Origin of the sequence: Azospirillum oryzae (assembly GCF_900177515.1) — a bacterium.
In the GTDB taxonomy this organism is placed as follows: domain Bacteria; phylum Pseudomonadota; class Alphaproteobacteria; order Azospirillales; family Azospirillaceae; genus Azospirillum; species Azospirillum oryzae_A.
Map to the genome: position 1 here is coordinate 1,069,612 of NZ_FXAK01000007.1, position 11,731 is coordinate 1,081,342.

The window sequence follows — 11,731 nt, forward strand, 5'->3', positions numbered from 1 at the left end:
CTGGAGTATTCCCCATGGCTGTTACCAACACCGGCGTGTTTGCCCAAGGCTTTGCGCATGATGCCTGCATCCTGACTGCGGCCAAGACATTCTACGGCGATGGCGCCGGAGCCGTTCTGCTGTCCACGGCGGGGCCGAACGGCAGCGAGTATCCGCATATCGCGATGATCCCGCGCGCCACCTGCACAGCGACGCAGGGGCAACTCTACGCCTTCGACGGGACCACCTACTACCTGCTGGCGACCTGCCTCATTCCAGCCACCACGGTCAACCAGACGACCGCCATTTCGGCCACGCTGGTGCAGCACATCGACGGCACCCAGATCACCGAAGCCAACCCGCTCCGCCTGCAAGCGGGGTGGAAGCTCTATGCCGCCATTGGCGTCGCCCTGGCCGGCGGCGTCGTCTGCAACGCACAGCGCAAGGACTACTGACCATGGCGATGTTCCAGCCGCTGAGCGTCGCGCTGGGCGCCAGTACCAGCGCAGCCGCGATCCGGGCCGCGACAGCGCAGCCGTTCAGCAACCGGGTTGCCTATGGTGTGGGTGGCGATGCCGGCCTGACAGCGACAGGCACCTATCTCTTCACCGTCCCGGCCGGCATTACCCTGCTTAAGGCGCGGCTTTGGGGTGCCTCTGGCGGCAGCGGCAGCAATGGCGGCCCTGGCGGCTTCATGGAGGTAGATATTCCGGTCAACCCTGGTGAGGTGTTGACGCTGGTTGTGCCGACGGCGGGCAGCAACTCCGCTGCGGGTAGCCCCGGCGGTGGTGCGCCCGGTTATCTCGGGGATGGCGGCGGCGGCTATGCGGTGATCCGGCGGGGAGCGGCGGATCTGGCGATTGCTGCTGGCGGCGGTGGGGCTGGGGATGTAGGCCTTGGCGGTGCAGGTGGCCCGGCTACCGGCGGCGATGGTGTGCCCGTTGGAGGCGTGACATCTGCCTATAGTGGCCGTGGTGGTACGCAATCGGCGGGTGGCGCCAACGGCAACAGCGGCGGCACTTCGTCGGGCCAGTATCAGGGCGCCAACTACTTCCAAGGCGGTGCCGGCGGTGGGGGCTTCTATGGCGGCGGATCGGGCGCATTGAATTCCGGCACGGGGCGCGGCGGCGGCGGCGGCGGCTCAAACTGGTACAATGCTGCCCTGGTCTCGCTTGTCAGCAACCTGCGCGGTGATGATGCCGCTGTAAGCGCCAATGTCGATTATGCGGGCAATGCCGGCCGGTCTGGCAATGCTGGCCGCATCGTGCTGCGTTACTAATGAGGGCGACATGGTAACCCACTACAAAGTTGAACTTTCCACGCTCGCAATTGTAGGAAGAACGGGCGTCCCGGCAGATCTTGAAGGGCTGTCCCCCGATGTCTTGGCTGATCCTTCGGTCTACGTTGATCCTTGTCCGCCTCAACATATCGGCTTCGGATACTGGCCGATGCTGTTTGAAGTGCCTCCCTATGATCCCACGACGCAACGCCTTTCCGATCAGATGGACGAAGTTCCCGATGCAGCGACGATGACAGTCAGTGTTCGGCCGCTGGTAGTGAACATGACGCCGGCTGAGATCGAGGCAGCCAAGCCGCCGGTGCCGGCCGCTGTGACGAACTTTCAAGCCCGGGCGGCGCTACTGGCTGCCGGGCTGTTCGCCCAGGTCAACGATGCGATGAAGGCGCAACCCGCCGATTCCGCCGCCTATCAGGCGTGGGAATACGCCAACGACATCACCCGTACCGGTACGCTGGTCAACAGCGTCGCCGAAATGCTCGGCCTGACCGCCGCCCAACTGGACGATTTGTTCCGCCAAGCCGCCACGATCGAGGCCTGACCATGGTCGGAGAGTTCCTGTCCCTGCTGTCCTGCCTACTGAACGTGCTGGCCGGCGGGCAGCGTGAGATCACCTTCAGCGCCGCCTCCTATGAGCTGGCCACCTTCGGCGCCACGCCGCGCGCCCGCTGGTGGGGTGCCCGCCGCGTGGCGTTCGTCAACTGGCTGAACCTGCATGTCACCGGCGAGACCGATCATTGCCGCAAGGCATGGGAGGGGCACCTCGCTTTCTGGCGTGAGCGGATGGCCTTGGGCGCGCCGCCAGCCTAATCGCCCGCGACAACACTCCAAACCCTGGCGTGTCTAACGCGATTGTGTCGCAGCAATCCGGGCGTTCCGTAGGAAATGCGCCAGATCATTGGGCCTTGTCCCCATCTCCTTCAGGTCTCTGAACGTCAAGGACATGGGATTATAGGGTGCGATGCGTCCGGAGGAGCACAGATCTTCTAAAGAGGAAATGGCTTCCGGAACATTTCGAATGTCGATCCCTCCGAAATCTGTGTAGGCGAACCTCCACCATTCCAGGCGCAGCAAACGTTCAATAATCGGCTCTGGAAACCTGTATTTGACGATCCGGCCCGGATTGCCAACCACCACGGCATAGGGGGGAATGTCTTTTGTCACGACGGCGTCATTGCCGACAATAGCACCGTCTCCAATGGTAACGCCTCCGCGGATATAGGCTCTCGTGCCGATCCAAACATCGTTGCCGATAATTACGGGTGAGCGTTTGGGATCATCAGGCAGGGTGATCGGCTGAAATCCAGTTCCGTGCTGTTCGGCGAACCTCTGCCAGATGAAGCCGGCATCGTAGGTAAAACTGGAGCTGCTAAGCCAGTCGGTCGGATGCTCGGTCTCACCAAACGTCACATCCTTTGCGATCGACGTGTATCGACCGACATCCCCAATGTTTTTTATCAGGCTCCAGCTGTAAGAGAATGCGCTGATCGTGGCAGGATAATCATTGTCGGTGCCCGAGAATATAAGAGATGGCGCCTCGATGCGCATATCCAGATTGGCAGTGTATTTGCCGCCTCTCATGTAGATGTTGTTGATCTCCAATAAGGCTGCGCATTCAAGGTTCAGCTCAAACTTTTCGATCATGATATTCCCGCGCTTACTCACAAAGTGGCTGAGCCAGTGAAACAATAGCGATCTATCAACGCAACGTCATCGTCCGTTCTGAAGAACTTCAACCAAGCCGCCCGGCATGCGCCCGGCGGCTCTTTTTATGCGCGAAGGAGTTTCCGCCATGCGTGCCATCCCGCAAGCCGCCGTCGACCTGGTGAAGGAGGCCGAAGGCCTGCGCCTCACCGCCTACCCGGATCCCGCCACCGGCGGCGCTCCCTGGACGATCGGCTACGGCCACACCGGTTCGGACGTCCAGCCGGGCCTGCGCATTACCAAGGCGCAGGCCGAGCAGCTGCTGCAGGCCGACCTCGACACCGCCGCGGCGGTGGTCGACCGCGCCGTCACCATCGAGCTGTCCGACAATCAGCGCGGTGCGCTGGTGGCCTTCGTCATGAACATCGGCCCCGGCCGGAAGGCCAAGGGCAAGGACGCTGGCAAGGACGGTTTCGTCACCCTGAAGAGCGGCCAGCCCTCCACCCTGCTGCGCAAGCTGAACGTTGGTGACGCGGCCGGCGCCGCAGCCGAGTTCGCCAAATGGACGCGGGGCGCCGGCAAGGTGATGCCCGGCCTGGTCAAGCGGCGGGCGGCCGAGGCGGCCCTGTTCCTGTCGGACGAGGTCCACCCGGTCAGCCGGGTTGCCGAGCTGGCGCCGGCCATGAAGCCGATGGCCAAGTCGGTCAGTGCCGTCAGTGGCGGTGGTGCACTCGGCCTCGCCGGCGTTGCCGTCCTGCTGGACCAAGCGCGCGTCGTCTCGACCGCCATCAAGGGGCTGCTGGAGACGCTGCCGTCGGGGGCGATGGGCTGGACGGTGGCCGCCCTGCTGGGGGCGGCGGTGGCCGTGATGCTCTACCGGCGCTGGGATGACCAGCGAAAGGCGGCCTGATGCGGGCCTTCCTCACCACCGGCTGGGGCCGCGTGGCTGCCGGCCTGATCCTCGCCAGCGTGGTGCTGGCGGGGATCGCCACCTTCGGCGCGCTTCAGCGCCAAGTCGGGCGGCAGGATGCCGCCCTCGAGTCGACCACGCAGACACTCCGAAACGCAGAGGTGCGCCATGGGATTGAGGATGATCTGCGCCGGCATCCTGCTAGCGCTGCTGAGCGGCTGCGCGACCAATGGAGCCGGGACTGAAGGCGGCTGTGCCGCCTTCCGCCCTATCTACATCAGCCGTGCCGACGTGTTCACGGATGGCACGGCCGAGCAGCTGATGGCTCATAATCTGACCGGCGCTAGCCTCTGCGGTTGGATTTACACAAGATGATACGTTTTAAAAAAGTACTCGTGTGCAATTTAATCAGATCAGAGTTCTTGTTTGTTCTTCGTGAATTTATACTTGTTCGAACTCAGTTTTCAGTCAATTGAGGTCGGCCAGTGACGCAGAAAATCTTGTATTTATATTTACAGCGAAGTATATCATCTGATGACAATTGTGTTCATGGCGCGTTATGGTTGGCGCTCATGTTATTTTTTATATTTTCAGATTGCCTGATCATCATTTTACGTATTATGTTCTCGTTTTTCTCACCCAGAGAAAATGTTTCGATACCAAGCTCTCTAGTGTCCGTCGGAAATGTGATTGCAAGCATTTTGCCGTCAATACTTCCATAGCTTGCAACTGCAGCGGCGGAAAAAGCAGAGCCATCAAGAACCGATTCGATAATATAAAATTCTGGAAGAACAATCCTTCGCTCCCAACGAATTGATCCGGATATTTCAACAGATTTTATTTTGCGTATATTGGAGCCTACCTTGAGATAAGCATTAAAATTGTCGGTATCAACCAAATCAATTGTGATATCTGAGGCGCTGTAATCTACAGAAGAAAGGAGTGTCGCGGGTGTTTTATAGGTGTTGGCTAGGTGTTTTGCGAGATCGCTCGAAAGTAATTGTTCAGTGGATTTCATCAAAACCTTTTCCATAAATTTCTTAATTGTTGGAAAGTCCGGATGTATCTTTCCTTTATGGTTCAGTACTTTGTAGCTGTAATCCCATGAAAATTTTTCAAGGTTATCGTCCATGTTAAACCAAGAATAATGGTCTGCCCAACACAAAAGGTAGCTAGTAAATTCTTGGAAAAATTCGGAAGGTTTTCCTGTTCCAGAAAATGCTGTAAATTTCTCTCCAATGGGAACATCCCATTTCTTTAAAATAAATGGAATAACATTATTGTGCCTAGCCTTCTTTATTGCTGGATCCGTAAAGCCGGACGCTGAAATTATTCCTCTGTGAGTGATTTCCGGCATATCGTTTAATTTTGAGCAAAGTTGCTCAACAGAGGTTACATCTAATGGACGAGCTTCCTTTTTAACCTCATAGGCTTTAAATGCGTATGCCTCTTTATCTCCCTCATTGACTCTAAGAGTTACGTCGACGTCCCGATCAGTTTCGGTAACAGCATCTCGAACCATATCGCCGACTATGACTTCAACTGCATTTGGATCATGCCTCAAGCAGCAAAGGCCAACGATATATTGCATCTGCATTGGTGAAAGCATCATATTCTCCTAGTTGTTTATCTTTCATGATCTAAGGAAAACTTGAGTCGATGAAGCGCGTTTGGCTGTCAACAGGTTCCCAGGCATTGGTTTGAGGTCAGTAGCGTGTAGGCATGATCCTGACCATAAAATTCACCCTGAATTGAGACATAAACGACACTGTACCCTTTTTATGCCGAGATTGCCGTGAATGCAACTGAAGTGGGGTAAAAAGCCGCTCCCTAATCGTGCACCCATTGCATCTAGCTGTGCCGATCAAAACCCCGATCTGGCGTACTGAAGCCGTTGATTTTCCTGAGCCGAAGTCCGGTTCTGATCCGCACCCTTAATGCCGGCCTTCCTCGCTATGGGCTAGGGCCGAGCGGTTGCCGGCCTGATCCCGCCAGTCTGGTGTGGCGGGGATCGCTATCTTCGGCGAGATCCGGCGCCAAGCCGGGCGGCAGGATTTCGCCCTCGAGTCGTCCACGCAGATACTCCGGAACGCAGAGGCGCGCCATGCCATTGAGGATGATCTGCACCGGCATCCTGCTCGCGTGGCTAGGCGGCTGCGTTGCCTTCCTCCCGATCTACACCAGCCGGGCCAATATGCTCACCTATGCAACGGCCGAGCAGATGCCGGCGCATAATCTGGCTGGTGCCCACCTGTGCGGATAGCTGTCGGTCAGAAGTGGGAAAGATCCATGGTTGGCAAGGAAGTCAACGTTTTTGCAATCAGGTGTCGACCGGATCGTCATGTGTGGAACTCCGTGTGGAAGTCGGAGGTGAATCCGGTACCTTTTCGTCCTGCGTTCTTTTCTCATGATCGAAGATTTTCAACAACTTAGCCGGCAAGCCCCTTCCTGGGGGTCTGGGGGTCGCAGGTTCAAATCCTGTCGCTCCGACCAGTTCCGGAAGGACCGGAAAAGCCTTGGAACCCAACGGTTCCAAGGCTTTTTCTTTGCCCGCGTCATCGGTTGCTTTCGCCGCTGCTGCCCCGTCCGTCTGCGGCTCTTGTTTGCGACTTGGCGCTGCCACCGCGTTGGCGAAGGCCTTCATCGGGATCGCCTCCACCGCGTTGCACGGCGCTCTCAGTGCGGCACGGGCAACCAGCCGAGGTCGCGGCATTTCGGACAGCCGCCACCGTCGCAGGACGGGCAGACGATCCAATCCTCGTTGCGCCATCGGGCAACGACCTCGCCGTCGCATCGGCCGGCGGAAGTTTGCGTCCTGCATCCGTCCGTGATCGGCTCCAACCCAAGATAGGGTGTTCCGCATTCCAGGCAGATCGCCACGGGTTGGGGCTTCTGGGACATCCCGATCCTGCTGGTCCTGAGCATGTCGAATAGCCGGCATTGCAGTGTGTCTTCGGGCTGCCAGTGTCGCCCGCCGAGGGCGCGCCGGCAGTGACGGCCGTCACATCTTGACTGAGAATGAAATGGCCGAAGCGCGGTTCCGGGCCAAGATCGAGGCGTCAGAGGTCAAGGTGAGGAGGTGACCAAGCAGCTGCGCGCGCGGCGGCGCCATGCTCGGCCCCTTCCGCGCCTGATCCAGGGTGCGAGAGGGCGAGACCGGTCAGGCGGCGCGGATGCCGCTCAGGAAGGTCTCCACCTCCAGCCGCAGCAGTTCCGACTGACGCGCCAGTTCGCCCGAGGCGCCCAGCACCTGGCTGGCCGCGGCGCCGGTCTGGGCCGCCGCCTCGCTGACGCCGCCGATGTTGGCGCTGACCGATGCGGTGCCGCTGGAGGCCTCCTGAACGTTGCGGGCGATCTCGGCCGTTGCCGCACCCTGCTCCTCGATGGCGGAGGCGATGGAGGTGGCGACCTCGCTGATCGTCGCGATGGTCCGGCTGATGCCGCCGATCGCCTGGGCCGCGCCGTTGGTGGCGCCCTGCATGGAGGCGATCTGGGTGCCGATGTCCTCGGTCGCCTTGGCCGTCTGGTTGGCGAGGCTCTTCACCTCCGACGCCACCACGGCGAAGCCCTTGCCCGCTTCTCCCGCCCGTGCCGCCTCGATGGTGGCGTTCAGCGCCAGCAGGTTGGTCTGGGTGGCGATGCCGTTGATCATCTGCACGATCTCGCCGATGCGCTGCGCCTGTTCGACCAGCCCCTGGACCTGGGCGTTGGTCTGCTGCGCTTCGCTCACCGCCTGATCGGCGATGGCGGTGGAACGCGACACCTGCCCGCTGATTTCGGTGATGGAGGCGGTCAGTTCGTCGGTCGCCGCCGCGACGGCCTGGACGTTGGACGAGGCCTCGACCGCCGTACCCGCCGCGGCGGACGCGCGGGCATTGGTCTGGTCGGCGATGCCCGACATGCTGTGCGCCGTCTGGCTCAGTTCGGTGGCGGCGGACGACAGCGTGTGCAGGATGCCGCTGACGGTCGCTTCGAAATGGCGAACCAGACGCTCGACCTCGGCCGTGCGCCGTTCCTTGGCGGCGCGGTCGGCCGCCTGTTCCGCCTCCAGCCGGTCGGCGGTCTGCAGCGCGTCGCGGAAGGTGACGACCGCGGTGGCCATGGCGCCGACCTCGTCACCGCGCGCCGCGTCCGACAGGTCGACGCCGTAATCCTTGCGGGCAAGGCGTTCCATGCTCGCGGTCAGGCGGGACAGCGGCTCCACGACGCTGCGGCGGGCGATCAGCAGCGAGAGCAGGGCGCCGGCGAGAATGCCGATCAGCCCGACCGCCGCCACGGTGACCTTCACGAAGCTCTCGGTCTCCTCCACCGCATCGGTGAGTTGGGCAATCCGCTCCGTCCCCGTCTCGATGATCGGATCGGTCAGGGCCGAGGCCTCGCGCTCGCTGCTGCGCACATCGCCGCGGAACAGGGCGGCTGCGGCGTCGCGCTGCCCCGCTAGGGCGAGGTCCTGCGTCTTGGCCAGAGCCTCCATCACCTTGTCCTGCAGCGGGCCGATCCGACCGGCGGCCGGATTGCCCGACGCGGCGAGAAGCCGGTCGAGCCGGCGGTTGGTGTCCGCCATTTCATCGATGCGCGCGCCGAACCGCTCGCTGATCTTCGCCTGCGTTGCGGTGTCCTCGGAAATCAGGTTCAGGGCGTCGCGCTGCAGGGAGCGGCTGATCGACCGCAGCTCCGACGCGGTCAGGACCATGCGGTCCGTCCGGATCAGGGCTTGGTTGGCGGAGGCGATGCGGTTCAGCCCCCATACCGAGGTGCCGCCGATGGCGGCCGCCACGATGGACAGGACCAGGACCGGCAGCAGAATCTTGTTGGAAAGCTTCATTGGACTCTCCGGGGGGCGGAATGAAGGGCCGGAAGGTCATTCCGTCGGCACGAACTCGGCAGTAAACCCGGCTGGGTTAACAAATGGCAATACGCGGGTATGCGGACTAACCCGCACCGCACATGGGCGATCCGGCTCCAGGGCAGCGCCATGCGCCCAACGCATTGCACGCAATCTGATCGCGCACGATAAAATAGATTGCGCGCAATTCAATCGTGCGCCATTGTCTGTCTCACGAGATCGACGGGCGCCGGTCCAACCCGCCGCCCCGAAAACCAGAACCCGCTACCCAAATCCGAAACCCAAAGAAGGAGCACACGCCATGAAGACCCTGTATTCGACCAAGGTGACCGCGACCGGTGGCCGTGACGGCAAGGCCGTAAGCGAGGATGGACTGCTGTCGGTCGCGCTGGCCGCGCCGAAGGAGTTGGGCGGCCAGGGCGGCGCCACCAATCCGGAACAGCTGTTCGCCGCCGGCTATTCGGCCTGCTTCATCGGCGCCATCAAGTTCGTCGGCAACCGCGACAAGATCGCCGTTCCGGCCGATCTGACGGTGAACGCTACGGTCGGCATCGGCGCCCGCGACGATGGCGAGGGCTTTGGCCTGACCGTCGACTTCGTGGTCTCGCTGCCGGGCATGGACAAGGCCGCCGCCGAGGATCTGCTGGCCCGCGCCCACAAGGTCTGCCCCTACAGCCACGCCACCAAGGGCAACATCCCGGTCACCACGACCGTCGCCTGACGGTGAATTGAGGGCCGGACCTGAAGGCATCGCCTGAGGCGAATGGCCTTCGGCATTGCGCCGCCGGGCTGTTGCGCGCGATTGTGCAGGGCGCACGATCACGCGCGGCATCCCGGCGGCGCGCCGTCATTTTGAGCGTCGTCTTTTCCGCCTGGTCTCATCAGGGTTCACACATCATGGCAGCCGACAAGGACGACCCGCTTCTGCTCTCCAACCAGGCGTGCTTCGCGCTCTATTCGGCCAATCTGGCGATGAGCCGAGTCTATCGCCCGATGCTGGAGCAGCTTGGCCTGACCTATCCGCAGTATCTGATCATGCTGCTGCTGTGGGAGCAGGACGGACAGTCGATGAAGTTGCTGGGCGAGCGGCTGGGGTTGGACAGCGGCACGCTGACCCCGCTGCTGAAGCGGATGGAAGGGCAGGGGCTTCTCACCCGCGCCCGCGATCCGCAGGACGAACGGCTGGTGCGAATCGGCCTGACCGCCGAGGGGGCGGCTCTGCGCGGCAAGGCCGAATGCCTGCCGACGCGGATCGCCGCCGCCGCCGGCGATTCGGCCGAGGAACTGATGTCGCTCCGCGATGCGCTGCTGCGGCTGCGCGACGACCTGAACCGCGCCGCCGATCAGGGCTGAGCGGATCGGGGCTGAGCGAGCCGGTTCGCACGAAAGGGGCTGGAAATCCGCGGCGGGAGAGCCTCTTCTATTCGGCCGCTCTCCTGATCGAAGGTCCCCGCCGTGAGCCCTGCCTTGACTGACGACCGTCTCCGCATCCGCCCGGCCGATGCGGACGACGCCCCGGATCTGGCTCGGCTGATCGACATCGCCGGGGGCGGGGTCTACGAATTTCTGCTCGACGGGCTGATTCCGGGAATGACGGCGGCGGAGATGCTGATGCCGGGATTGGCCGGGCGCAGCGGGTCGCTGTCGCACCGGCAGAGCGGGGTGGCGGAACTGGACGGGCAGGTGGTCGGCGTCGCCCACGGCTATCCCACCGACTGGATTCGGACGGAGGATTACAGCGGCCTGCCGCCCGACCGGGTCGCCCATATGGCCGAATTCACCGAGACGCTGGATTGGGGCAGCTATTTCCTGTCGGCGCTGGCGGTCGATCCGGAGCAGCGGCGGCAGGGCATCGCCGGGCGGCTGCTCGGCTGGTTCTATGAGCGGGCGCGGACCGGCGGCTTCGACCGCGTCACCCTGCATGTCTGGGCCGACAACGAGGCCGCCCGCCGTGTCTACGCCGGCGAGGGGTTCGAGGAGATCGGTCGCGCCGGCATCCCCTGGCACCCCCGCCTGCCGCACCAGGGCGGCAGCATCCTGATGCGGCGTTATTTGTGAGCGGCGACCTGCGGCACCGCCTTTTCGGCTGACAGCTCGTCGATCCGGTGCACCACAAGCTCCGGGTCGGCGTAATGCACCATGTGGCCGCTGTCCGGCACCCAATGAATGGTGCTGTCGGGCAGGACATGGTGGAGCCGGCCGCTCTGCTCCTCCTGCGAAACGACGCGGTCGTGATGGCCGGCGAAGATCGCCACCGGGACCGTCACCCCGGCATAGCGGTGCTGCAGCCGCTCGGCGGCGGGCACCATGGTGACGCCGTCCTGGGCATTGGCGCGCAGCTGGCCCGGCCGGATCGTCAGGGCGGCGGGGAAGCTCTCCGTCAGGTGGTCCGGCACCGGCCGCGGCGAGAACAGCGTCTTCAGCATCGCCGGCATCATCGCCTTGGAGACCGGCGGCGACAGCGTGTAGCGCAGCAGGTCGCCCAGCACCGGCGTCGCCACCGGCGCCACCAGTGCCGAATCCACCCGCTTGGTCGGGAAGTAATAGCCGGCCATCAACACCAGGCCCTTCACGGTGTGCGGATGGTCCAGCGCCAGGGCCAGGGCGACGAGCGTGGCATAGGAGTGGCCGACCACCACGGCGTTTGCGATGTCCAGCGCGTCGAAGGCGCGGGCCAGCAGATCGGCCTGATCCTCCGGCGTCCAATCCCTGTCGCGGGGCCGGTCGCTGTGGCCCATGCCGGGGCGGTCGAAGGCGATCACCCGGTGATTGCGCGCCAGCCGCTGGAACAGCCCGCTCGCCAGCGAATCGCCGAGGGCGGAGACGTTGCCGTGCAGCAGCACGACCGGCGGGCCTTCGCCGGCCTCCATGTAATGCAGGCGGACGCCGTCGACGGTCAGGAAACGGCCTTCCGGCGGATAGCGGCGCTCGGCCGCGCGTGCCGCCAGCGTGTTGGCGATGGCCAGCCCGCCCAGCGCCAGCGCGGTGATGCCCAGGGTCTTGAGCATGGTGGAATGGCGGTCGGTCATGGCGGTCGTCCTCTCAAGGCTGGTGC

14 protein-coding genes are annotated in these 11,731 nt (G+C 62.7%); 9 read left to right on the forward strand and 5 right to left on the reverse strand.

Going from position 1 to position 11,731, the window contains the following annotated elements; translation table 11 throughout:
• Positions 1-14: 14 nt before the first annotated feature.
• Genes B9N97_RS17575 through B9N97_RS17590 form a run of 4 tightly spaced genes read left to right on the forward strand, consistent with a single transcriptional unit; the run spans position 15 to position 2,086 of the window.
• Complete coding sequence (locus tag B9N97_RS17575) at positions 15-434, forward strand: hypothetical protein (protein ID WP_085088973.1); 420 nt, start codon at positions 15-17, stop codon at positions 432-434.
• A gap of 2 nt (positions 435-436) precedes the next feature.
• Entirely contained in the window at positions 437-1,258 is an 822-nt protein-coding gene (locus B9N97_RS17580; protein WP_085088975.1) for a glycine-rich protein, read from the forward strand.
• Between the two features lie 10 nt (positions 1,259-1,268).
• The gene (locus B9N97_RS35045) at positions 1,269-1,817 is read left to right on the forward strand and encodes a hypothetical protein (RefSeq protein WP_143266751.1); all 549 of its coding nucleotides are present in this window, start codon (positions 1,269-1,271) and stop codon (positions 1,815-1,817) included.
• A gap of 2 nt (positions 1,818-1,819) precedes the next feature.
• Complete coding sequence (locus B9N97_RS17590) at positions 1,820-2,086, forward strand: hypothetical protein (protein WP_085088979.1); 267 nt, start codon at positions 1,820-1,822, stop codon at positions 2,084-2,086.
• Positions 2,087-2,119: 33 nt separating this feature from the next.
• Here B9N97_RS17590 and B9N97_RS17595 read toward each other — a convergent pair whose 3' ends face one another.
• Entirely contained in the window at positions 2,120-2,920 is an 801-nt protein-coding gene (locus B9N97_RS17595) for a CatB-related O-acetyltransferase (RefSeq protein ID WP_085088981.1), read from the reverse strand.
• Positions 2,921-3,068: 148 nt separating this feature from the next.
• Here B9N97_RS17595 and B9N97_RS17600 point away from each other — a divergent pair, with 148 nt between their 5' ends.
• On the forward strand, positions 3,069-3,830 hold the full coding sequence (locus B9N97_RS17600) for a lysozyme (RefSeq protein WP_085088983.1): 762 nt from the start codon (positions 3,069-3,071) through the stop codon (positions 3,828-3,830).
• On the forward strand, positions 3,830-4,075 hold the full coding sequence (locus B9N97_RS17605; protein WP_085088985.1) for a hypothetical protein: 246 nt from the start codon (positions 3,830-3,832) through the stop codon (positions 4,073-4,075). The genes B9N97_RS17600 and B9N97_RS17605 overlap by 1 nt, the downstream gene beginning before the upstream one ends.
• Before the next feature lie 302 nt (positions 4,076-4,377).
• Here B9N97_RS17605 and B9N97_RS35055 read toward each other — a convergent pair whose 3' ends face one another.
• The 3 genes from B9N97_RS35055 to B9N97_RS17610 all read right to left on the reverse strand — a co-directional run bounded on the left by B9N97_RS35055 (position 4,378) and on the right by B9N97_RS17610 (position 8,655).
• A complete protein-coding gene (locus tag B9N97_RS35055) occupies positions 4,378-5,442 on the reverse strand; it encodes a hypothetical protein (protein WP_143266755.1) in 1,065 nt (354 codons plus the stop codon).
• A gap of 708 nt (positions 5,443-6,150) precedes the next feature.
• Positions 6,151-6,474 carry a hypothetical protein gene (locus B9N97_RS35060; protein ID WP_143266757.1) on the reverse strand — a complete coding sequence of 108 codons (324 nt, stop codon included), beginning with the start codon at positions 6,472-6,474 and terminating at the stop codon, positions 6,151-6,153.
• A 516-nt stretch (positions 6,475-6,990) separates the two neighbouring features.
• Entirely contained in the window at positions 6,991-8,655 is a 1,665-nt protein-coding gene (locus tag B9N97_RS17610) for a methyl-accepting chemotaxis protein (protein WP_085088987.1), read from the reverse strand.
• Positions 8,656-8,977: 322 nt separating this feature from the next.
• Between B9N97_RS17610 and B9N97_RS17615 the strand changes: the two genes are divergently transcribed.
• From B9N97_RS17615 to B9N97_RS17625, 3 genes are all read left to right on the forward strand, one after another.
• Complete coding sequence (locus tag B9N97_RS17615; protein WP_012973667.1) at positions 8,978-9,397, forward strand: organic hydroperoxide resistance protein; 420 nt, start codon at positions 8,978-8,980, stop codon at positions 9,395-9,397.
• 176 nt (positions 9,398-9,573) lie between these two features.
• Positions 9,574-10,029: a MarR family winged helix-turn-helix transcriptional regulator gene (locus B9N97_RS17620; RefSeq protein WP_085088989.1), complete on the forward strand. Its 456-nt coding sequence runs from the start codon at positions 9,574-9,576 to the stop codon at positions 10,027-10,029.
• Positions 10,030-10,143: 114 nt separating this feature from the next.
• Complete coding sequence (locus tag B9N97_RS17625) at positions 10,144-10,734, forward strand: GNAT family N-acetyltransferase (RefSeq protein ID WP_244560757.1); 591 nt, start codon at positions 10,144-10,146, stop codon at positions 10,732-10,734.
• Here B9N97_RS17625 and B9N97_RS17630 read toward each other — a convergent pair.
• Positions 10,725-11,705, reverse strand: coding sequence for an alpha/beta fold hydrolase (locus tag B9N97_RS17630; protein WP_085088994.1), 981 nt, complete (start codon positions 11,703-11,705; stop codon positions 10,725-10,727). The two genes, B9N97_RS17625 and B9N97_RS17630, sit on opposite strands and share 10 nt — an antisense overlap.
• Between the last annotated feature and the right edge of the window lie 26 nt (positions 11,706-11,731).

Bases quoted from the DNA above. Each gene is read 5' to 3' on its own strand.
- B9N97_RS17575 (WP_085088973.1), top strand. From the start codon at position 15: ATGGCTGTTACCAACACCGGCGTGTTTGCCCAAGGCTTTGCGCATGAT.
- B9N97_RS17620 (WP_085088989.1), top strand. From the start codon at position 9,574: ATGGCAGCCGACAAGGACGACCCGCTTCTGCTCTCCAACCAGGCGTGC.
- B9N97_RS35060 (WP_143266757.1), bottom strand. From the start codon at position 6,474: ATGAAGGCCTTCGCCAACGCGGTGGCAGCGCCAAGTCGCAAACAAGAG.
- B9N97_RS17580 (WP_085088975.1), top strand. From the start codon at position 437: ATGGCGATGTTCCAGCCGCTGAGCGTCGCGCTGGGCGCCAGTACCAGC.
- B9N97_RS35055 (WP_143266755.1), bottom strand. From the start codon at position 5,442: ATGATGCTTTCACCAATGCAGATGCAATATATCGTTGGCCTTTGCTGC.
- B9N97_RS17630 (WP_085088994.1), bottom strand. From the start codon at position 11,705: ATGACCGACCGCCATTCCACCATGCTCAAGACCCTGGGCATCACCGCG.
- B9N97_RS17605 (WP_085088985.1), top strand. From the start codon at position 3,830: ATGCGGGCCTTCCTCACCACCGGCTGGGGCCGCGTGGCTGCCGGCCTG.
- B9N97_RS35045 (WP_143266751.1), top strand. From the start codon at position 1,269: ATGGTAACCCACTACAAAGTTGAACTTTCCACGCTCGCAATTGTAGGA.
- B9N97_RS17615 (WP_012973667.1), top strand. From the start codon at position 8,978: ATGAAGACCCTGTATTCGACCAAGGTGACCGCGACCGGTGGCCGTGAC.
- B9N97_RS17595 (WP_085088981.1), bottom strand. From the start codon at position 2,920: ATGATCGAAAAGTTTGAGCTGAACCTTGAATGCGCAGCCTTATTGGAG.
- B9N97_RS17610 (WP_085088987.1), bottom strand. From the start codon at position 8,655: ATGAAGCTTTCCAACAAGATTCTGCTGCCGGTCCTGGTCCTGTCCATC.
- B9N97_RS17600 (WP_085088983.1), top strand. From the start codon at position 3,069: ATGCGTGCCATCCCGCAAGCCGCCGTCGACCTGGTGAAGGAGGCCGAA.
- B9N97_RS17590 (WP_085088979.1), top strand. From the start codon at position 1,820: ATGGTCGGAGAGTTCCTGTCCCTGCTGTCCTGCCTACTGAACGTGCTG.